Source organism: Gallionella capsiferriformans ES-2 (assembly GCF_000145255.1).
Classification (GTDB): Bacteria; Pseudomonadota; Gammaproteobacteria; order Burkholderiales; family Gallionellaceae; genus Gallionella; species Gallionella capsiferriformans.
This window is the reverse complement of the sequence record NC_014394.1, coordinates 2,183,376-2,206,767: the sequence shown is the minus strand read 5'-3', so window position 1 is coordinate 2,206,767 and position 23,392 is coordinate 2,183,376. Positions and strand designations below refer to the sequence as shown.

Sequence of the window (23,392 nt, the reverse complement as noted above, 5' to 3'; positions counted from 1 at the left end):
ATGTCGATACGCGTTATGACACAAGTCTGGGACGGCTTCCCTGGCAGCGGGCCGGAATTGCTGACAATGCTGGCGCTGGCCGACTGGTCAGATGATGCCGGTAAGTGTTACCCGTCAATATCTTCCATTGCTGAGAAAACACGCCTATCCCGTTCGCAGGCTCAGAGAAACGTCCATAAACTGATTGAAGGTGGTTTTCTTGTGGTGACCGCAAATGCGCTTGGCGGATCACCGGCACAAACGCGTCATTATCGGATTGCCCTGAGTCGCCTTACGGGTAGCACCCATGCGACGGGTAGCGTAGATGCGACGGGTCGCATCCATGCGGCGGAGGGGTCGCATGGATGCGCCAATAGGGGTAGCACCCATGCGACCCAAACCGTCATTGAACCGTCAATAACCGTCAAGAAGGTTTCTCGCATTAAAAAAACAGGAATTACTCTCAATCAATTTTTGGAAGATTGCAAAGCGAACAGCGAAAAAACCTTCCCTGAAAATGATCCTGTTTTTGAATATGCCGACACTGTCGGTATCGATCACGAAATGGTGGCAGTCTGCTGGCAAGAGTTTAAGGCGGCATATCTGCCCGGCAAAAAAACTTATGCCGATTGGCGTGCTGCTTTCCGCAATGCTGTACGCAAGAATTATTACAAGCTCTGGTTTGTGCGTGAAGGTGAACAAGCCGCTTGGACTTCTGTCGGCGAACAGGCGCGGAGGGTCGCGGCATGAACTACCAGCCAGACGAAACCATTCTCCCGCCGCACAGTGTTGAAGCTGAGCAATCCGTTATCGGTGCCGTCCTGCTGGATAGCAATGCGCTTGACCGCATCGAGGGGCAGATTGCAGAGGCTGATTTTTACCGTCAGGATCACCGGTTAATCTTCGCTGCTGCGCGAACACTCGCAAATGCGGGTAAGCCTGTCGATGTAATCACCGTTGCCGAGGCGCTGGAGGGGTCTGGAAGCCTCTCGCGTGCCGGAGGACTGGCCTACCTAGGGGAGATAGCGCAGAACACGCCTAGCGCGGCGAATATCAAACGCTATGCTGAAATTGTCAGGGAACACGCCATGCGGCGTAATTTGCTGGCGCTGGCAACCGACATTCAAGCCAGTTGCATAGCGCCTGGTGCAGACGTTGCGAGGATCATTGATCAGGCTGATGCAGCGATGGCGCAGCTGATCGACACGGGCACGGATGAGCCAACCATGCTGTACGACGGAATGTTTGACGCCATTCAAGACATTGACGACCGTTCAACTGGTCGCCGTCCTTCAGGTCTGCTGACAGGCGTTGCCGAACTGGACGCCATCACCGGCGGCCTTGAGCCTGGGCAACTGATCATTGTGGCTGCTCGCCCATCCGTAGGGAAAACCGCGATTGCGTTGAATGTGGTCGACAGTGTTGTGACTCAGGGTAAGTCAGTTGCATTTTTCTCACTGGAAATGACCCGACGGGAAATCATTCAGCGGTTGATTGCGTTGAGAACTGGCGTGCCTGTGTCAGCCATGCGCGCCGGAAGGCTTGAGCCGGAACAGTGGGATTTAATCAGCGCCAGCCAAGGCAAGGCGAACGGGCAACGATTACACCTGATCGATAGATCATCGATCGGCGTTGCGTATGTTCGGGCCGCCGCCCGCAAGATCAAGCGCCAGCACGGTCTGGATTTGGTCGTTGTTGATTATCTGGGGCTGATGCGCGGGGAAGGGCATAACCGCACTCAGGAGATAGGCAGCCTGAGCCGTGGCCTCAAGGGACTGGCAAAGGAGCTGGGCGTGCCCATCATCGCGCTGGCGCAGCTGAATCGCGCAACTGAGACCCGACAAGATAAACGCCCCATGCTTTCCGATTTGCGGGACTCAGGAGAGATCGAGCAGGACGCGGACATCGTTGCCATGCTGCACCGTGAAGAACAGCACAACCCGGCACCTGAATGGCGTGGATTGGCCGACGTGATGGTGCGCAAAAATCGGAACGGCCCCCTCGGAGAAATGCTGCTCACCCTTGACGGCCCGACGATGAAGTTTTCCCGATACGCCGGCTCAAATCCACGCCAGCGCCAGCAACAGCAGCCATCGCAGACGACATACAGCAATAATCGGAACGCGCGTGGGTTCGACGATTAAGGGCCCGCGAGTGAAACGTCTGGCGCGCGAGGCCGATATTATCGAGGCTGCCGAATGGTGCCTTGCTACCATTCCTCCCAACGACGTGACCATACTGGCACCCATCCTGCGCCCACTGTCTAATGATTTTTCGGAAGATAGGCCAGAGGTTGCGGCGATTCTGAAAGATTTGCGCTACCCGAGGAATCGAAAAAGCAGCTGGTCGCTGGCCTGTGCAATCCTCGTCAAGGATGCCTGGCATAGAAGCGATCCGGCCACCTTTTGGGCGGCAGGAATCGAAGTGCTGAAGGCCATGCAGCAAGGCAGGCGCGGCACACACCACAATCGCAACACCCACATTGCCGACCTGCTTGATGACTGCATTGCTGAATATCTGTCTGACTTTCCTCGCGCTACGCCTGCTGAAATTTTTCTTGGTTTTTCAGAACTTGCCGGTTATTCACACGAGGTCATTGTTGAACACGACCAGGACAACGAAGCGCTGGTTTGTCAGCTTGCTCAAGACAGCGAAAAGCTGACCAACGTGGGGCGCGAAGAATTTTCCCGTCGTGTGCGGCGTGCAACCGGTTGCACGTAAATGCGCCTGCTATCGTGCAATAAAACTAATACAGGAAATTGAAATGAAAACACAGGAAGATATGACATCGGTTACAGCCACAGCGGTTGATTCTGCCGATGAAAATAATAAGGAAGTGGATGCTCCCTGCGTGGACGGTCATGCAAATATTCTGGCGGTACAGCGCGAAGTTGCTGCCGCTCCTCAGATCCAAATGGACGTCATACACCATTTCTCAAAAGGACTGTATGCGCGTGAATTGCATATCCCAAAAGGAACAATCCTTGTAGGGAAAACGCACCGTTTTGAAAACCTGAACATCATTTCCAAGGGCGAGATCAGTGTCTACACGGACGAAGGTATTCGCCGAATTTCTGCGCCATGCACCATTGTTTCACCTCCTGGAACAAAGCGTGTTGGATATGCCCATGAAGACACGGTATGGACAAGCATTCATGCAACAAACGAGACGGATGTTGATGTGATCGAGAAGGAGGTCATCGCTGAAGATTGTTGCGTCCTTCCCATCGAAGAACAAATTGTAAATTTTTTGAAAGGGGAATGACATGGCGTGGGTAGCAGTAGCCGCAGTGGCGGCACCAATGGTAGGGCAGGCAATTTTCGGCGACAGCGGCCAGGGTGCAGCAAATGCCGCATCAGCGGCGGCAGCCGGGCAGAGCGCGGCGACATCAGCGCAGCAGGGCGCCATCGCACAGGATCAGTGGAATACCTACAAGACGCAATTTTCCCCGGTTAATACGCAACTTTCCGGGATGGCGCTATCTGCAGGGTCCCCCGCACAAATTACCAGTGAAGGTGCAATTGCAGGGGCGACTGCAACGCAACAGGCTGGACTGGCTGACGCTGCAAAGACGCGTGCATTAACTCGGGCCGGAGTAAACCCAAATTCAGGAAATGGGCTAGCGCTGGCGCAAGAGAACGCGAACAACACAGCGTTGGCAACGACCGGCGCAATCAATACCGCACGCAAGACCACGCAGGATACCGCTTTTGCAAAAACGCTCGATACGGTCAATGCAGGCAACAAGGTGGCAAGCAATGCGACAACTGGGCTTTCGTCAGCAACTACAGGTGCCGCATATGCTGCACAAGCAAGCGCAAACGTTGCGGCAAATGCCGGACTTACGAACGCAAGTTTTAATAATGGACTTGCTGGAATTGGAAAGGCAGTTGGAGGATGGATGAATACACCTTCATCGGCTGGGCTTTCGTCTACCACTCAATCTGGCCCGACAACATCACTTGGCAGCGGATTCTATAACCCAAACGGTTTCGGTGGATAAATCATGGCAATTTCAATGGCAGGACTAGCAAGCGCGATGCAAGGATATAACCAAGGGTTGGCTCGCATCAATACTGAGGAAGCAGCCCAACGTGAGGCTGATCTAAGTAAGATCAAATACGATCAGGCTATCTTGGATCAGAAAAACAAGACTGACGTGGACGGAATCTTTGGTGACGGCGCTGGGCTGGGAAGCGCAACAGCGAAGGCGGAAACAAACGGACAACGTTTGATGAATTCCGCAATGGGATTGTTCAGTGCAAAAAATACAGGAGATGCGCCTACTTCGCCACAGCCTGCCTCCGGGGGGTTAAATTCGAAGCTAACGCCAGCAACTCAACAGCCTGGTCAATCTATTTCTCCTCAAGCATTGCCACAAATGGCGGCACCCGCACCGAACATCACGATGGAGAGCCCAGCGGTACCGCTGGCTGGTATAGACGGTAAGCCCGTGCCTGCTGGCTCACAGACTGATGCAATCAAGGTCGCAGCTCCGGATAAAGCAGTCTCGCCAGCCGCACAGTCAGAGCAACCCTACAAGCCTATTTTTTCACATGCACCCCAGATGCAGGCCAAGCTCGATGCATGGGCTGCATTGCCTGAGAACACTGGCAAGGATGCAATGTATCGCCAAGCACAAGAAAGGATTGATGCGATTGCAAAGATCGAGCAGAGCAAGGCTCACCAAGAACGCATGAATATAGGTGAGAATGGTTTGCGGCAACTCTTTTTGGCAAATGATGTATCCGGAATCAACAAGCTGATGCAGCGTGATATGCCATCAGGAAAAAATTATGTATTGAAGAATGATCTAGAGGGTAGCGGATACACCATTTATGACGGCGATAAGCCTGTAAATAAGTTCGCAGACCGGGACGCTTTAGGTAAGGCCGTATCAATGCGTCTTCATCCAGAGCTGTATCAGAGCGCAAGTGCTGAGGCGCAGAAGGCTGGCATGGTTGAGTCCGCAAAATTGCCGAGCACAATAGAGCAGGAAACCGTAAAAGCGCGAGTAAAAGGTGAGGCTGAGACCAAAACGGCAACAGATACCCATGTGGTCGAAAAGAATATAGCGGATGCTTCCAAAAGCAGGAAGCAAGGGGATTATTATCAGGCAGAGGCCAGCAGTGTACGGTCAGGAAACGGGCGTAATGGTAAAGGCGGCTCGTTGACGCTTGCACAGGAACGCACTAACGCTGAGGTTGATGCTGCAAGAAAGACTGTGGCCGGGATGACGCCTCAGGAGATTGCGCAACGCACGTCAAAGACAACAAAAACCGGGCGAGAAAATCCTGACTATGATCCTAATCTGGAGAGGAAAATTCGCATTGCATCTACACGAAAGATTGGTGATGATGAGGAATTTGATCAGCAAGGTGAACAAGCGGATAACTTCGACGCCACCTCTCGTTTTAATGCAAAAGGCATTGTATTAGGCGGCAAGCCAATCGAAAACTATAAGGATTCCGAGCTGCAAAAATTGCATGGTACAAAAACATTCGCCAGCCCTGCTGCGAAAGCAAAGATCGATGCTGAGTTGACGCACAGGACATTCGTTAAAGATTCTGCAATGAAGGGAAATTCCCTTGGCGAACTAACCTCCAGCGGCTACAAGGTGATTGATAGCACCGGCAAGCATATTGGCTATTACGCGAGGTAATTGATATGCCATTTATCCCGCTCGACGCTACCGAGACAGGCAGCCCCTCTTCGGTCGACCAGCAAGGCCTGTCGCGTGGCTTTATTCCTCTTGCCGAGGATAAGCCGGCGCGCGGCTTTATCCCACTGGATAAAAAAAGTGACAGCCATTGGTATGATCCTGCATTGAAAACAACGGCAGAAATTGGGCGTGTGTATCCGGTGATCGAGACGGCAGCCAATCTGGCAACGCAGGCCGTCGCCTTGCCTGCAGCAGGTCTGGCGGGAATTGGCGCAGCAGCAGGTAAGGCAATCGGGTTGACTGAAGCCGACCCGTCTGCTGTCGTTGAAAATGTCGCAGGCGCGCTGACTTATCGACCACAGTCTGAAGCCGGAAAATCACTCAATGAAAAAGTCATGCTTCCATTTGAGAAGCTGGCCGAGGCCGGACGGTATGCCGGTGACAAGACGCTGGATGCGACTGGTAGTCCGGTACTAGCAACGGTGGTAGATACGGCAATCAATGCCGCACCAATGGCGATAGGTCCCGTCAAATCGGGGGCGTCGAAAGTGGCCGACCGATTCAAGGCAAAGCCTGGGACAAGCGCGGAAACAGCAGCAATAACAGAACCGCGCTCAGGGTTTACGCCGCTTGAAGATGTGGCCGCAGATACACCTGGCGGGCCTCACGTTCAAACACCTGCACCCCCCCAAACTGCTGCACTGCCAGACAGCAAAGCCATAACGCAAGATGCCATGCGCGCAATGTCGCCTACCGGGAGCCTGCCGGTACCGCTCACCAAGATGGCCGCTGAGTTTTCGGCAAGCCAGAAGGCGAAAGCCACCGGCGTGCCGCATGATGTTGTCGAACACCCCGAAGCGCCCGGAAAGTTCACTGCTGTTCCAGAGCAAGTCTCGCAGGACATCGCCCAAAAGTCAGTAGAAGCCTCGCGCCAGACTACCGAGGACGTTGCACCAGGTGTTAATCCTACTGCCGTTGAAACACTTCCTGGCAGTCTTGGTGCGCCGGAAGCGTTAGTAGAAGATATGGCCATGCGGCAAGCTGCGCAAGAGCAGGGCATTGCCGCTTCTGTGCCGAAAGACATCGCACAGCCAGATCCAGTTATACAGCAGAAAACTGCGACCTTTGACGATAAATTAGAAGGTGCCGCCGCTATTGAGCAGCCTGCCAATCCGTCGGCAAGCACGCCAGTCGATATGCCGAAAACCATCGAGCCTGTAGCTCAGCAGCGGACCGGCGAATTTAATGCCGAAGCCGGTAACTATGCCACATCGAAATCAGTTGACCACTTTGCTAATGGCGTCACGCCTGAAGCCTTGGACAGCTTATTTGCAGAATCTCGCGCAAAGCACGCAAAAGCCATGGCGCCCCTGGCTGCCGATCCGATATCGACAACAAGCGCAGAGTCATCGACAACATTACCTTTGCAGGAAGCGGTTAATGGCGGAAGCCATACGCCCCTATCACCGCTGGATGTGCTGCCAGAACAACGGCCGGCGCAAAGCGCTGCTGTCATGCGTCCCCAAGAGTTGCTCGATGCGGCACGTCCTCAGGAGGGGCGTCAGGGGAGATTCACCGCGCTTTCCGATGCGGTAACTCAAAAGTCTGAGCAGGCAGCGGCCGAGCGCGTATTGGGTGCTGATGTGCGCGGCTTGGATGATGCGACACTCGCAAACATTGCAGAGATGCGCGTGCTATCAGCCAAAGCAAGATCGACTGTCCGCGATGAAATGTCGAGAAGAGAGGAAAGCATACCTGCGTCATCCGCTGATCAGACACCAACTGTTCAAAGAGGATTCATGCCTTTGAAAGAAGACCTGCAATCGCAATCGGGTGATGCGCATATCGGATTTATTCAAGATAAACCATCAACGATCGAAACCCCGACCGCATTTGATAAGCCGCTACGCCGTGAAGAGGTGCTAGCACCGCTGGTTAAAGCCCTGAACGTGCCGATTTACGAAGGGCGTGTTAAGGGGAAGGGCGTGCTCGGTCTGTATCGCCCTAATGCTGAAATGGTCCGCATCAAAAAGCCCTCTGATCTGGAAGTGACGGCCCATGAAGTGGCACACCTGCTGGACGACCGCATCCCTGAAATCCAAAAAGCGTATGAGAACATCAAGGAGTTTCGCGAAGAGCTGCAGGCTGTGAGCTATGACAAGAGCAAGATCAACGAAGGGTTCGCAGAGTTTGTGCGGCTCTACATGACGCAACCGGAAATGGCAGCAGAAAAAGCCCCTGCCTTCAATGGCTGGTTTAACGACTTCATCAACCGACACGAGTACGGCCCGGTAATCAAGCAGGCACAGGATGGAATGACGGCATGGTACGGACAAGATGCACTTGCTCGCGCGCAGTCAAAAATCGGTGCCAAGACCGCGATTAATGATGCGTTGGGCGGAATGTGGGGAAAGTTCAGGCAGTCTGTAAGCGATGACCTGCATGGCGTCTATCGCATGGAGCGAGAGTTAACCGGAAAAATAAACCCGACCGGCGCCTATGAGTCTGCAAGGTTGACCCGGGCAGCGCACTCCATTGCCGACGGCGCGATCCGCCACGGTTACCTGGCAGTCAAGGAAGACGGCAGCTATACGTTTAAGGGCAAGGGGCTGGAGCAAATCTTAGATCCCGTATCCGACAGGCTCGATGATTTTCTGTTGTATGCGGTAGGTGAGAGCGCTAAGGAACTGAAGACCCAAGGCCGTGAGCACCTGTTCACCGACGCCGAGATCGATTCGATGCGTAAACTGAAGCGGCCAGAGTTTGAGCAGGCATTTCAGGAATACCAAAAATGGAATCAGGGTATCGTCGATTTTGCTGAGAGCCGTGGTGTGATTAATCCTGCATCCCGTGCGATGTGGCAGCGTCAATCCTATATGCCATTTCATCGCATAGGTCAGCCAGGAGACGCACGCAGCATGAAGCCGGGTGAATGGAGCGGTATTAAGGCGCTGACAGGCGGCACGGACAATCTTCGCCCCATCCTTGGCAACATGATCAGCAATGCGGTGATGCTAATCGACAAGGCGGTAAAGAATGAAGCCATGCAGAAAGTCACAGACATGGCGGATACGCAGCGCGGCGGCGGCCGCTTCATGGTGAAGATACCTACTGAAAGCAGGCCGGTGCGGGTCGAGCAGACGCAAGTGCTCAAAGAAGTCTTGAAGTCCCTGGGCGTGGAAGAAAGCATGGGGCCAGAAGCGGCGGCATTGGCCGCACAATTGAAACAGCAAATTGAAAGCACGCCGGGGTTTTATGAATTCCTGCTCAACAACCAGTCACCGGCCGGCAGCAATGTCATATCCGTGATGCGTGAAGGCAAGCATCATTATTACGAAGTGGCCGATCCTCTGGTAGTTCGCGCGCTGAAAGCATTGGATCGTGAACATCAGTCTATCTGGGTAAACTGGCTGGGCCTGCCTAAACGAATCGGGCAGTTGACTGTGACCCTCACGCCGGACTTTATGGTCGCCAACATCGCGCGCGACACGCTGATGGGCAGCATCATGAGCCAACACGGATTCCGCCCGGTCATCGATTCAATCAAAGGGATGGTGATGCGTCTGGAAAAGGATCAGAACTACAAGGACTACATCGCCAACGGCGGCGGCCTGTCTTCGCAGTTCGTCGACGAAACCCGATTCCGTCATCATCTGGAAAAATTTTACAGCCGTAAAGGCATAGACTACCGCACCGTACTGGACACGCCGGACAAGCTGCTGGGTTTCGTTGAAGAGTTAGCCGACTCGTTCGAGATGAGCACCCGCCTGGGTGAATATCAGAGGGCGATCGATAAGGGGGAGCATCCACGCCATGCCGCCTACATGGGACGCGAGGTATCCACCGACTTTGCCATGCGTGGTGACAACCAAGTCGTCGGCTTCTTCTATGACACCGTAATGTTTCTGCGCCCGATGGTTGAATCAATCGACCGATTAGGGCGCGGTGTTGTGCACGATCCGAACGCAAAGGGCATAGCCGTTAAAACTGGCGCGCTGGCATTGACCTCGATGGCACTTTATCTGCACAACCGGAATAATTCCGATTACAACGACATGGAAGACTGGAAAAAGGATGCGTACTGGCATTTTTACATTCCAGGCTCAGAAGGCGAGAACAAGCATTTCATGTTTCCGAAAGTGTGGGAAATTGGCGCTGTCTCTTCTCTGGCTGAACGAACCATGGAACGCACGATGAATGAAGACCCCGAAGGGCTTGGCAAAGACATTGCTCGTATTCTATCGACTACGTTTCATATCAACCTCATGCCGCAAGTAGCCAGCCCCCTTTATGAGCAGGCAACGAATCGCAATGGATTTACCAAGGCGCCTATCGAGACGCCGGGCATGGAAAACGTGCAGCCCTTCCTGCGGGCTAAGCACGGCACCAGTGAAACCATGAAAGCGCTGGGCATGGCAACCAAGGACATGCCGGAGGCATTGCAATTCAACCCGGCCAGAGGTGAGGCATTGCTGCGAGGCTATTTCAACACCTGGGCGATGTATGGCCTGCAGATGTCAGACGCTATCCTTTACGGCGATAAGCTGCCGGAAAAGCGGCTTGATCAATACCCCGTGATCCGTCGCTTCTATGAAGGGGAGGTGCCAACTCATACGAAATATGAATCGATGTTCTATGATTTGCTGGGTGAGGCCAACAGGCTGCGCGGCACTTTGCACAAGCTGGACGACATGGGCCTGAGCGACATTGCCGACCAGAAAGAAAGCGATCCGCTGGCGTCCAATGCCCAGCAGCTGCAAAGAGTATCCAAGTATCTTTCAACCATCGAGAAGGATGTCGAAGAGGTGAAGCACTCATCCGACTTATCACCGGAAGAAAAGCGCGGCCATATCGACTCCCTGACGCTGGAACGCAATGCGCTGCTGAAGGCTGCCGTTGAGGACGTGAAGCCGACGCCAGGCAAGTGATCAGCGTGCAACCGGCAGTCGTCCGGAATTGCCGGGTAGCTGTTCGGTATTTCCGAATAACTGCGGCAAGGTTACACATCGAGGTTACATCGACGGTTACACAAAGCAGGGGGTGTCAGTCGGTGCACAGTGAAAGCGCAGTTTGCGCTTCGCCTTTGTTTGTGTTTCACTTTGTTACGAGGCGGATTTAACCAGTTCAGCATCCGGCCGGTCGTTCTACCTAACCAAATGGAAACACCATGAAAAAAATAATATTGATTGGCTCTGTAATTTTGACTGGTTGTGCGACCACTACAGGGGTGGTGCCTATAGGTGAGGACACCTATATGCTTTCAAAATCTGACAATAGTCGACCATTTATTAGTGGTTCAGAAGTCAAGGCAGCAGTAATGAAAGATGCTAATAAATACTGCTCGGATATAAACAAAAAGTTTCAGGTAGTAAACACGCACGAAAATAGTCAAAGTTTTGGTGTAGTTGCAAGTGCTGAGGTTCAGTTTATGTGCCTTAATTCGGGTGACAACCAGCTATCCCGCCCAAAATTGACTAAAGAAGCCGATTCAATTATTCAGGTAAAGACGGAATCACCCAAGGCAGAGAGACAAACAAATTATAAACAACTAATTGAGCTGGATGATTTACGGAAGAGGGGCATTATTAGTGATGAAGAATTTAATGCGCAGAAGAAAAAGCTACTGCCCGAATAAACTGGAATGTATGCGTATCGGTATTTAAAACGTCGCGCTGAAAAAGTGCGCAGGTCGGTGCGCAGCGAACGCAACACAGCGCAACAGAATGCAACAGTTAGTTCCGGGCGAGTTAGTGCGGTTTCAGCTATGAATCGTTCTATGGATTCCATAAGCTGGTTTCCAGTGAAGTTTCCACAGAAACAGCGAGTGACATCACTTCTATGGAAGGGCGGTTTCAACTATGGTTTCAGTCATGGTTTCAACTGAAACACGGTTCGCACAGGGCAGGTTCGCGGCATGGCTCGCATAGATTCGATACTACGCACCGACTTACTACGCAGCACACTACGCACTGATTGAACACTTCGCACTTGGGCTACTTCGCAGGGCACTTCGCACCGAATGTGCGGTACGCATGAACTGGTACGCAACACGGTACGCAGGAAATGAAGGGTTAGGCTCGTGGTGAAGCTTTGGAGTGGGGATGATTGGGGGCTAGGCGCAATCCGAAGACCCCCGCCGCGACAGATAACCTGTAAGGCCAGTTCCCCGCTGACACGTCCGAAACGTTCGGTGAGCAGTCTTCATCATGAACAACCATCTGCGTGGGGGACAGCAGCTACCTTCCGGCAATTCCCCCCATCCTATTGATGCCGAAGCATCTCACGCGGAAGCTGATTTTCCGAACGTCACGCCTGATGGTGGTGCAAATTTAACACATCCAGCACCGTTAAGTTGGATGGCCGCCTTTCCCATCATCCAGTGAGTCGTGAGACTCCAGCAGAAGGCGAAAATTTCTGTCTTTCAACCTAACGGTGAAGGCAATGTAACGTACCCACGCACATAAGGCAATCAATGCTGGCGCAGCGTGTGGCGATTGACAGTCGAGCCGCAAAGCCTCATAGTCGCACCGCTGGCACACATTGTCAGTCGGGTTTGACAGCTCGTATCAAGGCGGATAGGCCGCCACGCAATAAGCGGTTTTTTTACGTCCGTCAGTATTGCCCTTGTTTGGGCGGTAGTGTGGGAAGCCTTCGGGCTTGCTGTTTCCTTGATACAGTCTGTCAACCTGCACTACCGCCCTTCTTCGTTTGACAGCGTGAAGAGCGGTTTAACTTACCATCAAGGAGTTACACCATGCAATCAGCTACCAGCGCATCATCTGCAACACAATCCATTACCGAAACCCAGAGACTACGCAACGCTATCAACACGATGGATTGCCTATCTCAAGAAGGCTTTTCAAGCATTACCGCCATTGCAAAACTGATTATCACGTCACTGGAAACGAGCGCGATTATTGACCGCGACACCATTGCACACGCTGTTCACGCGATACTGGGAAAGGCGCAAGACATCGAGAATTGCATAAACTATGAAGCCGAAAGCCTAGGATGCAACTATCGCAGCAAATCAGACGAACGACTTCATGACGCACACCGAGCAGGACAGAAGGCGGTGACAGCATGAGCGCCGCCCAACCAGTAGATCAAGCCATTGACGAGGTGTGTGTTCCCAGCAATGTGATGTGGCAGTTATGGGAGCGCACAAAGGACAGCCTGAGCAATCCCGAGCTTGAATGGTTTGCACAGGCCACAGAACAGGCACAGACCGAAGCGCGAAACCTGCGTGATGTTGCTATGGGGATTGGTTGCTTAGTTGCGTCTGACACCCAAAGCGGGGCGTTTCAGGATAAGCACAACCTGCCCCAGCTGCTATTTTCGTTATCCGCTCAACTCGACACCATAACGGGCATGATTGAAATCGGTAGCGCGGCAAATGACAGGCTGCGAATGCCTGAGCTGTATCAACGGTTCAAGGATGCTCATGGGCGTGGGTGATAGTCGCCGGTGAGCGTGTCGGTAAAATCTACGATGAAACAGATGAGGACTGAAAAATGAAAGTGGAAGATGCGCTATGGACAGCAAAGCAGGTTTCAGAGTACCTTAATGTCGGTGAGCGTCAGGTTGCGGAGCGGTATGCTTTTATACCCGGCTTCCCTGCATCAATCAGGCTACCTTCGCTGAAGGGTAAGGGGCTTTACAGGTGGAAGAAATCGGACATATTTGCGTGGGTTGATGGGTTGCAGAAAGCACGATAAAAACGGCGCAGCAGATTGGCCGATTTAAAATAGACCGCTGGCGCAGAGATGCCCGGCGGTTTTGCATTGTGCCGTCAATATGCGCAAACCGCCCCGAAGTGATAGACGCAAAAAAGTTTGGGGGCATAATTGGGGGCATAAATGCAAAGCAAATAAACCAATGCCACGTATTTATTGCCTTGCAGCCTGTAGTTCGAAGTCTGTCGAGGACCAAATAGCTGTTTTTCTGCATTCATCCCCGTACATAAAAACCTTATAAAAACTGGCTTTGAGCGTAATACACGCTTAACCCCGTGCATTCCCGTCTATTGCAATTAACCACAAATGGTGGATAAAAGATATTTATAGAAAATTGTTACCAACAACCGGGGGGAACCATGAATGAAAAATAATGCAGTTATTGAACCCAAATAGGGAGCGTGATAGAGTCCTGCTATGAGAGTGATAGCCATTAGTACGTTACGAGATTTTTGGGAAAAGCATCCGCAAGCGGAAACGCCTTTACGTGCGTGGTTTGCAGACGCAAGCCGGGCGGGATGGAAAACCCCCAGTGAAATTAAGGCGGCGCATCGTAATGCCAGCTTTTTAGGGAGTAATCGCGTTGTATTCAATATCAAGGGAAACGATTATCGCTTGATTGTGGTGGTGCATTACAACCGTGGAATGATGTACGTCCGCTTTATCGGAACACATGCGGAATATGACGCGATAGACGCGGGGAAGGTTTAGCAATGGAACTCAAGCCGATTAAAAACGAAATCGAATATAAAGCCGCTTTGAATGAAATTGAAGCCCTTTTTGACGTACCCGACAATACACCTGAAGCGGACAGGCTTGAAGTGCTGGTTATGCTCGTGGAAAAATATGAAGCGCAGCATTATCCAATTCAACCCCCAGACCCGATTGATTTCCTGAATTATGCAATGGAAACGCGCGGGCTGACCCGTAAGGATTTAGAGCCTTACATCGGTAGCCGTGGCCGCGTGGCCGAAGTCCTGAATCGTGCCCGCCCGCTTACGCTGGCGATGATTAGGCGGTTGTCTGAAGGGCTTAAACTGCCTGCTGATGTGCTGATAGCCGACTATGAATTGCGTCATGCCGCTTAAATAGCGCGCACCTAGACCCCTCCCAGCACAACCGTTTCAGGCCCCTGAGTCCGGCAGATTCTGTTGAGTGATGGCACATCCATTTCATGCCGTTGAGTCGCCTGCCGAGAGATCAGGAAATCGTCGAGTCGCTGAGCTTCAAGCCATTCTGTTTTTATCAATGGGATGATCAGGAGAATTGATCGATGACGACGACGTCCTCTTGCGATAACGATCCGGGGCGGGGTAACGGATCACTGATGCCTTTGCCTATGACTACGAACATCACAATGGCGTGATCGGAGGGCAAGTTGATGATGCGAGCGACCTCATCGAAGTCAAAGCCGTCCATCGGGCAGGATTGATATCCCATATCTTGTGCTGCCAACATCAAAGTCATTGCCGCCATGCCGCATGAGCGCATTCCTTCGTCGCGCTGCATTTGTTCGCGTCCTGTATAAAACTGTGCCATGGCCGGCAGTATGTAATCTTGTACGGGTTGCGGGGCGTTGCGCCAGTAGCGGATAGGGTCTTTTCCCCAAGCCTTGAGATCGGCGGTTAATACCACCAGCAGCGATGCATCGGTTACTTGCGCCTGATCCCAAGCGGCGGCGCGAATTTTTTTGCGCTGTTCGGGATCGCGAACAAGCACAAAGCGCCAGTTTTGTATGTTCCACGCGGTCGGCGACAGCATTGCCTGCGACATTAATTTTTCGATCTCGGCGTCCGTCATGCGGTGTTCTGCATCATATACTTTGATCGCCCGGCGTGACTCGATTGCGTTGCAAACTTCCATGATTGCTCCTTATTGTTAACGATAGGTGAATGGTGGGTTGGCGAATAGGATATGATTTTATGTGAATGAAAATCAAAATGTTGAAAATTAACTGGGCGCCATAAAATGCAACTGAATAACACTTTGAGCAGCTGTTTTTCTGATGAGATTGGACTCATTCTACGCTGATTTAAAAATGCTATTGATTTGTAAGGGGAAAGTTTTTATGTAATGGCCGAGGCCAACTCGCCTGTTGTACTCGCAGAGTTTTTTTATTTAGCGGGCGTGGAAACAGTTTTCCGGTTGTAGCGCGTTATGACTCATGAAAGCATTTTGAGTTGTTTTTTTCGTAAAATATGCTCTTGCGGTCCTGCTTTTGATTTAAGCAATTGAGGGAGGCTAAAAATGAATGCCGCAACGAAGTTATCACCCTCACTCAAGCGCTATGCTTGGCTATCTATTGCTGCAGCCATTGCCACTATTCTACTGAAGGGGGTGGCATGGCGGTTGACAGGTTCAGTCGGCCTCTTGTCTGACGCCATTGAGTCATTAGTCAACCTTGCCGGAGCGTTAATGGCGCTTTGGATGTTGACACTAGCTGAGAGTCCCGCTGATGATGAGCACGCCCACGGGCACGGCAAGGCTGAATATTTTTCCAGCGCTTTCGAGGGACTTTTAATTCTTCTTGCTGCACTCGCCATTGGCTATGCAGCCGTTGTACGATTGATGAATCCTGTACCACTCGAAGCCGTAGGCGTTGGGTTGCTGGTTTCCGTGCTGGCATCAATCATCAATTTCGCGACAGCCCGTACTTTGTTGGCGGTGGGTAAAAAACGCCATTCAATCACGCTGGAGGCCGATGCGCATCATCTTATGACCGATGTATGGACATCAGCAGGTGTGATTGCCGGCATCGGAATAGTCTGGTTAACTGACTTACTCTGGCTGGATCCGGTCATTGCGTTGCTCGTCGCGTTCAATATTATTTGGACAGGGTGGCATCTTATTCAGCGTTCAGCCGCAGGCCTGATGGACACATCATTGCCTTTAGAAAACCGGCAGAAAATTGAGGCGGTACTCGCGGGGTATCGGAAACAAGGGCTTGATTTTCACGCGCTGCGCACCCGGCAGGCGGGTAGGCGTACTTTTGTGACGTTGCATATATTGGTGCCGGGGCATTGGACGGTAAAACAGGGGCACGACTGGGCGGAGCGTATCGAACTGGATATCGGTAAAGTAGTATATCAAGCGCATATAACGACTCATCTGGAACCCTTAGACGATCCTGTTTCGATGTTTGATCAGGAACTTGATCGCATCCACTGAACCGCAAGGATAATAAACACGTTGGGTTGGATATCGGGTAACGGACCCGATTTCCGGTTTCTGAAGCGGACAATAAATGAATGTGCCTGCTTTACATAGGCCGAGAGAAATAAATGAAAAGTCTTAGCGATCGTAAAAAAATAGAGCCGTGGATCCTGCCGTCTGACGTCGCGCTGCTGCATTTTGATTCCAGTCTGGAAGGCTTGAGCACAGCCGAAGCGCAACGGCGGCTGGACAGTGACGGCCCCAATCGTCTGAAGGGACGCGCGCCTCGTTCAGCCTGGATGAAGTTTCTCGATCAGTTCAAAGATATCTTGGTGGTTGTGCTGATGGGTGCCGCCGTATTGGCCGGCACGATCGGCGACCTGAAAGATGCGCTAGTGATTTTGGTCGTGGTCGTCTTCAATGCGTGTCTGGGCTTTTATCAGGAACACCGTGCAGAAGCCACTTTGGCTGCGCTCAAAAAGATGCTGGCGCAGCATGCACGGGTGCGTCGTGGCGGCGAGATGTTGGAAATTTCCGCAGAAAATCTGGTGCCTGGCGATATTGTGTTGCTGGAAGCCGGCGACCGAATACCCGCCGATGCCCGCATACTGGCGGCGCACAATGCCGAGGTGGCGGAAGCGGCTCTGACGGGAGAATCCCTTGCCGTGGGCAAATATGCTGACGTGCTGAGGACTGGCGAATACCCGCTTGCCGAGCGCTTTAATATGGTATTTATGAATACCACCGTCACCCGGGGGCGTATCGAAGCGCTGGTCACGGCAACCGGCATGAGCACACAGATGGGACTCATCACCGGCCTGTTGGATACGGCGGAGGACGCGCCTACGCCGCTGCAAATTCAGCTCGATGGATTGGGGAAGCGGCTGGCTATTATCGCGGCCTTTGTGGTGGCTCTGATCTTTGTGCTTGGCATCCTGCGCGGAGCGCCGCTGTTGCAGACTATCATGACATCTATCGCCCTGGCCGTGGCTGCCATTCCCGAGGGGTTGCCAGCGGTGGTGACCGTGACGCTGGCCATTGGCATGCACCGCATGGCAAAGAATCGCGCTATTGTCAAAAAATTATCGGCGGTGGAGACGCTGGGTTCGACCTCAGTGATCTGTTCTGACAAAACAGGCACACTGACCTTGAATCAGATGACGGCACGCAAGCTATTCTATCGCGGGCGCAGGTTTGATGTTTCGGGTGAAGGTTACGATGGCCGGGGCCTCATTAGCGCTGAAGACGGACTACCGTCACCCGATTTTATGCCGCTGTTACTGTCCGCGGCGCTCTGCAATGAAAGTCGTATTCGAGACGGTGAGTTGATTGGTGACCCAACCGAAGGGGCGCTGCTGGCGTTGGCGGTTAAGGGGGGCATTGAACCCGGCAGGCTGTCCGAACAAAGCCCGCGTATCGCCGAAATCCCTTTCGACTCGGCGCACAAGTTTATGGCTACCTTTCACCTTGATGGAGACCGGGTGCGCATGTATGTGAAGGGGGCTCCGGATGTGCTGCTGGCGCGCGCAACCGGTTATCTCGCCGTAACCGCAGCGGCATCGCTAGATGGTGCTGCCCGCGCGGTCTTGGATGCCGAGAATGCATGTCTTGCCGATCAGGCCATGCGTGTGCTGGCGGTGGCAAGTCGCGATATACCCGTGCAGAAATTTGACCCCGCAGGCGATCTGATGGGCTGGGCGCAGGAGCTCACGCTGGCAGGCTTGGTCGGCATCATTGATCCTCCTCGTCCTGAGGCGCGCGATGCGATCCGCTTGTGTCTGCGTGCGGGGATCAAGGTTAAGATGATCACCGGCGATCACGCCATTACCGCTGCTGCCATCGCGCGTGAATTGGGGCTGGAGGGGACGGTGCTGACCGGTGCTGAGCTTGACCGGATCGATGTCGCTGAACTTTCCCGCTATGTCGAAAAAACGGCTGTATTCGCCCGCGTCGCACCCGAACATAAAGTTAAGATTGTTCAGTCACTTAAGTCGTGCGGGTATGTGGTTGCCATGACCGGCGACGGCGTCAACGACGCCCCGGCACTGAAGAACGCCGACATTGGTGTCGCGATGGGCATCAGCGGCACAGAGGTCACGAAGGAAGCCGCTACCATGGTGCTTACCGACGACAACTTCGCGACCATCGTCGAGGCTGTCAAGGAAGGCCGCACAATCTACGACAATATCGTCAAATTTGTGCGTTTTCAGCTCTCCACCAATATCGGTGCCATTATCACCGTGCTAGGCGCGCAACTGCTGGGGCTGCCTACGCCTTTCACCGCGATTCAGATTTTGTGGATCAACATTATCATGGACGGTCCGCCCGCAATGACACTGGGGATAGAGCCGGCACGTCCCAGCATTATGGACGAGCCGCCGCGCCGTAGCGATGCGCGTATCCTGACGCTGCCGCGTTTTTGGCACCTGCTAGCGTATGGCCTTATTATGGCGGCAGGCACTATCGGGGTGTTTTCATATGGCTTGTCTGCGGGCCGAATTGAGCATGCGTTGACGCTGGCGTTTACTACGTTCGTGTTGTTTCAGTTTTTCAATGTGTTCAATGCACGCGCCGAATACGATACCGCCTTCAACAGTCAATTCTTCACTAACGGCAGGTTATGGGGCGCACTTATCGCTGTGGTCGGATTACAGGGGGTGGTCGTGCACTGGGGGCCGGCGCAGGCCATATTCAATACCGTCGATTTGAGCTTGTCGGATTGGGGGTTGGTCTTGCTTACCTCATCGAGTGTCTTGGTGCTGGAAGAGGCCCGTAAGCTGGCGGTGCGTTGTTGTTCGAATAGGAAGTGATGCTGCCGCCACGGTCCTTGCCATTTTCAGCTGGAATTTTAGCTGCATCCCAGTGCAAATAATCACTGGCGGGAATAGGATTAAACGGGAGTGCTAAAGTTGAAAGGGTGACGCGACGGCCATCCTTTCAACGTCCAGATGTGTGACGAAAATACTAGGCGGTAACCGACAATCCGGAGCTGTTGGAATTGCTGTTAAAACTGGTGTATGCATGCATGAGATCCATGATCTGCTTCATGACCCTCGCATCGCTGTCCTGAGAAGTTGGCGATGTACTGGAGGGTGATGCAGCATCCTGCTTTGCCAGTGCAAAGGCCATTCTTTCCTGCTCACTGACTTTTCCATCTTGATTTGCATCTGCGGGTTCATATGCTTTCGTGGAACTGCTTGAGTCTGTGCTGCTTGTTACTGACGCGGCGTTCGCGCCACCAGCGCCGGACGGCGGCATACCGCCCGGAGGAGGCATGCCGCCGGGTGGAGGCGTGCCGTCCACTTTGCCCTCCTGCGCCGTGCCACTGGTCATTTCGCTCTTGGTGAGTTTTCCGTCGCCGTTGCTGTCCAGTCTTTTGAATATCTCGTCTACATTTGCCGGGCCGCTGCCAGAGCCGGATGACGCGCTGAGTGCCGATTGCAGGTCGCTCTTTTCCAGATAGCCTTTGTTCGTCGTATCGAGCTTGGAAAACAGCTTGTCCACCATTTGGGCTGGATCTGGTCGATTTATGCCCGATGTTGTTGTCGAGTCGCCATTGCCTCCCTGTGACATGCCGTTCATGCGCATTTGATTGAGCTGGCTGTCGAGAGCATCGGCAAGATTTTTCATGCCGCTGGTCATTTCGCTCTTGGTGAGTTTTCCGTCACCGTCGCTGTCCAGTTTTTTGAACATCTCGTCTACATTTGCCGGGCCGCTGCCTGAGTCAGGTCGCTGGCCTGATGCCGATTGCAGATCGCTCTTCTCCAGATAACCCTTGTTTTTGGTGTCGAGCCTGGAAAACAGGTTATCCGCCATTTGGGCAGGATCAGGTCGTTTCATGCCGGACATCATCATCGAATATCCGCTCCCGCCGATACTATTAATACTGCTCATGATTTATTCCTTTCATATTTAACGACTCGTCGTGACAGTATCATTTTTGCAATGGTTTAATGAGCTTATTATCGTCATAACGCAGTCATGTTGTAGTGTCATTGGTGTAAAAGCAGGTAAAAGCGTGTTAAGTAAGTATCCGTAGGGTTATGGATAAGGGGGCGCTCTGAATCTGGCGCGCATTTCATCCGCCTGCTTGCGTTGTTCGGTTGTTAGCAACGTCAGAATTTTTACTTCCATTACCGCATGCTGCACGAGGGTGTCGGCGAATACGCTGGCCAGTTTGTCGGCAAGCGTTTGCAACTCGGATGGCGTGTAATGATCCGAAGCCGTTAACCGGTTGAATTCTTCAGTCGCTTTGCGGACGGCTTTATGCCGCTCGCGCAGGATTGGTTCCTGGTTGTGCAAAAGTTCAAATATTTTATCCTGTTGCGCCTCGGTCAAATCGAGGTCGCGAAGAAAGGGTGGGATGAGTTTGCCATCGGGCGGAAAAGGAGGCTGTGCCATCATTGCGCCCGGAGGAAAATGAGGCATCCCTTGTGGCATGAGTAATCTCATTTCATTATGCGTGGTGATTGCTCCGGGCTGTTTTGAACGGGCATGTTGATCCTGACAATCACACGCTGAGGCGTGTGCGGGTAATGCCAGCGCTATTGCGCCGGCTATCAAAGCGTAGCGGAATTTTCTTGCGAGCTTTTTCATATACATCCTCCAAAGTTGGTTAACTCGATTTCTACAAGGGTGCATCATCGAGTGGCTGCCATTCTCAGGGGAGGTGCTGTAAAGTGCCGTTAACCACGCGTAAATTCATGTAAAAATGCAGGCTGTCAGGTGTAAAAACGTGTAAATGCGGATACAGGCGGCTGTGCTCTGGGAGTACGCTTAATTACAATGACCGGAACCTTGTTAATGAATTTGCACACGATGAAAACGAAAGTTTTGCTGGTTGACGACGATGTTGAGCTTGCCGGGATGCTCCGGGTTTATCTGGAGCGTGAAGGCTTCGAGGTCAAGGCGGTGCATGATGGAGAATCTGGCATCACAGAGGCGCTGCAGGGGCACCATGATATTGCCGTGCTGGACGTGATGATGCCCGGAAAAAGCGGCATCGATGTGCTTGTTCAGATCCGCGCCCAAGGCGCGATGCCGGTGTTGATGTTGACCGCCCGGGGAGATGATGCTGACCGCATCATCGGCCTCGAACTGGGGGCGGACGACTATGTGCCCAAGCCCTGCACCCCGCGCGAACTGACGGCTCGTATCCGCGCTATCCTGCGCCGCAGCAGCGGTGCGGAATCGGCTTTATCCTCATCAACGGTCATTGCCGGCGTGTTGTCCATCTGGCCCGAGCAGCGGCGCGCGGAATGGGCAGGCAAACCGCTTGAACTGACCAGCACCGAGTTCAACCTGCTAGAGGTACTGGCGCGAAACGCCGGACAAGTGGTGAGCAAATCGGAACTGTCTGAGCAGGCTTTGGGGCGGCCGCTGGCTCGATTTGATCGCAGCATCGATGTTCACCTCAGCAGCATACGTCGCAAACTGGAGCCGCTGCCGGATGGGCGCTCCCGCATACTGGCCGTGTTCAATAAGGGTTACCAGTTCATCAGGGAGTAGCGCGTGGGACGACTGTTCTGGAAATTTTTTATTTTCTTCTGGTTGGCGCAGGTCACTAGCGTCATCGGCGTGGGCGGCGCGATGTGGTTGCGATCTCCCGGGATGGAACGGTTTCGCGCGCCGCAGTCGTCGGCTGTAGCTGCCGCAGCTTCAACATTGCGATACGGCGGACCCGAGGCGTTGCGGTGGCTCTTGCGGGAGCAAAGCCGTGAACCGGCCCCGTCAGTCTTTGCTGTGGATGAAAACAACCGGGATATTTTGGGCCGCCCGGTTTCGGAGACGATGCTTGTGCAGGCCAATCAGATTAGAGGTTCGCAAGACAATTTCGGCAGCGCGGAGAAAGTTGCCGCAGCTGACGGGCATACCTATCTGTTGTTCGCGCAGCCCCCAAGTTACCCGCGTTTAGATGGGCGGATGGAACCGCCGCCGCATGATAGAGGGATGTTGCCGCCTGTCATGCCCTTGCTGGCGGGTGGCGTGGTGAGTCTGTTTTTCGCGGCATTACTGGCCTGGTATTTCTCCAAGCCGATACGCACACTCCGCGCGGCTTTTGCAGCGGTTTCAAATGGACTTCTGGACGTGCGTCTTGCTCCAGTCATGGGGAGTCGGCGTGACGAGCTGTCCGACCTTGGCCGGGATTTCGACAGCATGGTGCAGCGGCTACAGCAATTGATGGATGGTCAGCGCAGAGTGTTGCACGATGTTTCGCACGAACTGCGTTCGCCGCTGGCGCGGCTTCAGGCGGCAATCGGTCTGGCGCGACAGCAGCCCGAACGGATCGAGGATTCCATGATGCGCATTGAACGGGAAGCCGTGCGCATGGATACGTTGGTCAGCGAGTTGCTGACGCTTTCCCGACTTGAAGCCGGCATGATGGGCAAACTGAACGAACAGGTCGATCTTAACGAACTTGTCTCCGACGTGGCGGAGGATGCACGCTTTGAGGCCGCCGCCAGCGGCTGCCGTGTAGAGATCGAAGCGCTCAGTCGGGCTATTGTTCGGGGTAATGCAGAACTGCTACACCGTGCGGTGGAGAATGTCGTGCGCAATGCCGTGAAGCACTCTCCGTCTGGCGGTTTAGTCGCCATCAAGATGCAAAAAAACCACAATCAAACGATATGCATCACTGTTTCAGATCAAGGAGGCGGTGTTCCTGAAGCGGATAGCTACGCTATATTCGAGCCCTTCTTCCGCAGCGCGCAAACGAAAGCCTCAGATGGCCATGGCTTGGGTCTGGCCATTGCGCAACGGGTAATTATCGCCCATCAGGGGGAAATTTACGCCCGCAATCATCCCGGTGGCGGGCTGTGCATCACGATCAACTTGCCTGTCGGGCTAGCCGCCTGAGCCTGT

At 53.2% G+C, this 23,392-nt stretch carries 20 protein-coding genes; 17 read left to right on the top strand and 3 right to left on the bottom strand.

The window, feature by feature from the left end; genetic code table 11:
* The 13 genes from GALF_RS15075 (at position 1) to GALF_RS10080 (ending at position 14,466) form a co-directional block, all read left to right on the top strand.
* The gene (locus GALF_RS15075) at positions 1-729 is read left to right on the top strand and encodes a helix-turn-helix domain-containing protein (RefSeq protein WP_013293970.1); all 729 of its coding nucleotides are present in this window, start codon (positions 1-3) and stop codon (positions 727-729) included.
* Entirely contained in the window at positions 726-2,123 is a 1,398-nt protein-coding gene (dnaB, locus tag GALF_RS10135) for a replicative DNA helicase (RefSeq protein WP_013293969.1), read from the top strand. The genes GALF_RS15075 and dnaB overlap by 4 nt, the downstream gene beginning before the upstream one ends.
* Positions 2,107-2,700: a hypothetical protein gene (locus GALF_RS10130; protein WP_013293968.1), complete on the top strand. Its 594-nt coding sequence runs from the start codon at positions 2,107-2,109 to the stop codon at positions 2,698-2,700. Before dnaB ends, GALF_RS10130 begins: the two co-directional genes overlap by 17 nt.
* A gap of 43 nt (positions 2,701-2,743) precedes the next feature.
* Positions 2,744-3,244, top strand: a complete 501-nt coding sequence (locus GALF_RS10125; RefSeq protein WP_013293967.1) for a hypothetical protein — start codon at positions 2,744-2,746, stop codon at positions 3,242-3,244.
* Between the two features lies 1 nt (position 3,245).
* Positions 3,246-3,983: a hypothetical protein gene (locus GALF_RS10120; RefSeq protein WP_013293966.1), complete on the top strand. Its 738-nt coding sequence runs from the start codon at positions 3,246-3,248 to the stop codon at positions 3,981-3,983.
* 3 nt (positions 3,984-3,986) lie between these two features.
* Positions 3,987-5,642, top strand: coding sequence for a hypothetical protein (locus GALF_RS10115; RefSeq protein WP_013293965.1), 1,656 nt, complete (start codon positions 3,987-3,989; stop codon positions 5,640-5,642).
* A gap of 5 nt (positions 5,643-5,647) precedes the next feature.
* A complete protein-coding gene (locus GALF_RS10110) occupies positions 5,648-10,570 on the top strand; it encodes an LPD38 domain-containing protein (RefSeq protein WP_013293964.1) in 4,923 nt (1,640 codons plus the stop codon).
* A gap of 239 nt (positions 10,571-10,809) precedes the next feature.
* A complete protein-coding gene (locus tag GALF_RS10105; RefSeq protein ID WP_013293963.1) occupies positions 10,810-11,277 on the top strand; it encodes an SHOCT domain-containing protein in 468 nt (155 codons plus the stop codon).
* A 571-nt stretch (positions 11,278-11,848) separates the two neighbouring features.
* Positions 11,849-12,025 (top strand): hypothetical protein, encoded by a 177-nt coding sequence (locus GALF_RS15735; protein ID WP_190274070.1) that lies wholly within the window; start codon positions 11,849-11,851, stop codon positions 12,023-12,025.
* A gap of 371 nt (positions 12,026-12,396) precedes the next feature.
* A complete protein-coding gene (locus GALF_RS10100) occupies positions 12,397-12,729 on the top strand; it encodes a hypothetical protein (RefSeq protein WP_013293962.1) in 333 nt (110 codons plus the stop codon).
* A complete protein-coding gene (locus tag GALF_RS10095) occupies positions 12,726-13,100 on the top strand; it encodes a hypothetical protein (protein ID WP_013293961.1) in 375 nt (124 codons plus the stop codon). Before GALF_RS10100 ends, GALF_RS10095 begins: the two co-directional genes overlap by 4 nt.
* A 695-nt stretch (positions 13,101-13,795) precedes the next feature.
* On the top strand, positions 13,796-14,089 hold the full coding sequence (locus GALF_RS10085; protein WP_013293959.1) for a type II toxin-antitoxin system HigB family toxin: 294 nt from the start codon (positions 13,796-13,798) through the stop codon (positions 14,087-14,089).
* A 2-nt stretch (positions 14,090-14,091) separates the two neighbouring features.
* The gene (locus GALF_RS10080; RefSeq protein WP_013293958.1) at positions 14,092-14,466 is read left to right on the top strand and encodes a helix-turn-helix domain-containing protein; all 375 of its coding nucleotides are present in this window, start codon (positions 14,092-14,094) and stop codon (positions 14,464-14,466) included.
* A 169-nt stretch (positions 14,467-14,635) separates the two neighbouring features.
* Here GALF_RS10080 and GALF_RS10075 read toward each other — a convergent pair whose 3' ends face one another.
* Complete coding sequence (locus GALF_RS10075) at positions 14,636-15,241, bottom strand: nitroreductase family protein (RefSeq protein WP_013293957.1); 606 nt, start codon at positions 15,239-15,241, stop codon at positions 14,636-14,638.
* 384 nt (positions 15,242-15,625) lie between these two features.
* On the opposite strand from GALF_RS10075, the gene GALF_RS10070 reads away from it, so the two are divergent.
* Both GALF_RS10070 and GALF_RS10065 read left to right on the top strand, forming a co-directional pair.
* Positions 15,626-16,546 (top strand): cation diffusion facilitator family transporter, encoded by a 921-nt coding sequence (locus tag GALF_RS10070; RefSeq protein ID WP_013293956.1) that lies wholly within the window; start codon positions 15,626-15,628, stop codon positions 16,544-16,546.
* Between the two features lie 113 nt (positions 16,547-16,659).
* Entirely contained in the window at positions 16,660-19,341 is a 2,682-nt protein-coding gene (locus tag GALF_RS10065) for a cation-translocating P-type ATPase (protein WP_013293955.1), read from the top strand.
* 154 nt (positions 19,342-19,495) lie between these two features.
* Here GALF_RS10065 and GALF_RS10060 read toward each other — a convergent pair whose 3' ends face one another.
* Both GALF_RS10060 and GALF_RS10055 read right to left on the bottom strand, forming a co-directional pair.
* Positions 19,496-20,425 (bottom strand): EF-hand domain-containing protein, encoded by a 930-nt coding sequence (locus GALF_RS10060; protein ID WP_013293954.1) that lies wholly within the window; start codon positions 20,423-20,425, stop codon positions 19,496-19,498.
* A gap of 147 nt (positions 20,426-20,572) precedes the next feature.
* Positions 20,573-21,127: a Spy/CpxP family protein refolding chaperone gene (locus GALF_RS10055; protein WP_013293953.1), complete on the bottom strand. Its 555-nt coding sequence runs from the start codon at positions 21,125-21,127 to the stop codon at positions 20,573-20,575.
* A 207-nt stretch (positions 21,128-21,334) separates the two neighbouring features.
* Between GALF_RS10055 and GALF_RS10050 the strand changes: the two genes are divergently transcribed.
* Both GALF_RS10050 and GALF_RS10045 read left to right on the top strand, forming a co-directional pair.
* Positions 21,335-22,039 (top strand): response regulator transcription factor, encoded by a 705-nt coding sequence (locus tag GALF_RS10050; protein WP_013293952.1) that lies wholly within the window; start codon positions 21,335-21,337, stop codon positions 22,037-22,039.
* A gap of 3 nt (positions 22,040-22,042) precedes the next feature.
* On the top strand, positions 22,043-23,386 hold the full coding sequence (locus tag GALF_RS10045; protein ID WP_013293951.1) for an ATP-binding protein: 1,344 nt from the start codon (positions 22,043-22,045) through the stop codon (positions 23,384-23,386).
* The last annotated feature ends 6 nt before the right edge of the window (positions 23,387-23,392 follow it).

Coding starts and splice junctions, on each gene's coding strand:
- GALF_RS15075 (WP_013293970.1), top strand. CDS start 1: ATGTCGATACGCGTTATGACACAAGTCTGGGACGGCTTCCCTGGCAGC.
- dnaB (WP_013293969.1), top strand. CDS start 726: ATGAACTACCAGCCAGACGAAACCATTCTCCCGCCGCACAGTGTTGAA.
- GALF_RS10125 (WP_013293967.1), top strand. CDS start 2,744: ATGAAAACACAGGAAGATATGACATCGGTTACAGCCACAGCGGTTGAT.
- GALF_RS10120 (WP_013293966.1), top strand. CDS start 3,246: ATGGCGTGGGTAGCAGTAGCCGCAGTGGCGGCACCAATGGTAGGGCAG.
- GALF_RS10115 (WP_013293965.1), top strand. CDS start 3,987: ATGGCAATTTCAATGGCAGGACTAGCAAGCGCGATGCAAGGATATAAC.
- GALF_RS10110 (WP_013293964.1), top strand. CDS start 5,648: ATGCCATTTATCCCGCTCGACGCTACCGAGACAGGCAGCCCCTCTTCG.
- GALF_RS10105 (WP_013293963.1), top strand. CDS start 10,810: ATGAAAAAAATAATATTGATTGGCTCTGTAATTTTGACTGGTTGTGCG.
- GALF_RS15735 (WP_190274070.1), top strand. CDS start 11,849: ATGAACAACCATCTGCGTGGGGGACAGCAGCTACCTTCCGGCAATTCC.
- GALF_RS10100 (WP_013293962.1), top strand. CDS start 12,397: ATGCAATCAGCTACCAGCGCATCATCTGCAACACAATCCATTACCGAA.
- GALF_RS10095 (WP_013293961.1), top strand. CDS start 12,726: ATGAGCGCCGCCCAACCAGTAGATCAAGCCATTGACGAGGTGTGTGTT.
- GALF_RS10085 (WP_013293959.1), top strand. CDS start 13,796: ATGAGAGTGATAGCCATTAGTACGTTACGAGATTTTTGGGAAAAGCAT.
- GALF_RS10080 (WP_013293958.1), top strand. CDS start 14,092: ATGGAACTCAAGCCGATTAAAAACGAAATCGAATATAAAGCCGCTTTG.
- GALF_RS10075 (WP_013293957.1), bottom strand. CDS start 15,241: ATGGAAGTTTGCAACGCAATCGAGTCACGCCGGGCGATCAAAGTATAT.
- GALF_RS10070 (WP_013293956.1), top strand. CDS start 15,626: ATGAATGCCGCAACGAAGTTATCACCCTCACTCAAGCGCTATGCTTGG.
- GALF_RS10065 (WP_013293955.1), top strand. CDS start 16,660: ATGAAAAGTCTTAGCGATCGTAAAAAAATAGAGCCGTGGATCCTGCCG.
- GALF_RS10060 (WP_013293954.1), bottom strand. CDS start 20,425: ATGAGCAGTATTAATAGTATCGGCGGGAGCGGATATTCGATGATGATG.
- GALF_RS10055 (WP_013293953.1), bottom strand. CDS start 21,127: ATGAAAAAGCTCGCAAGAAAATTCCGCTACGCTTTGATAGCCGGCGCA.
- GALF_RS10050 (WP_013293952.1), top strand. CDS start 21,335: ATGAATTTGCACACGATGAAAACGAAAGTTTTGCTGGTTGACGACGAT.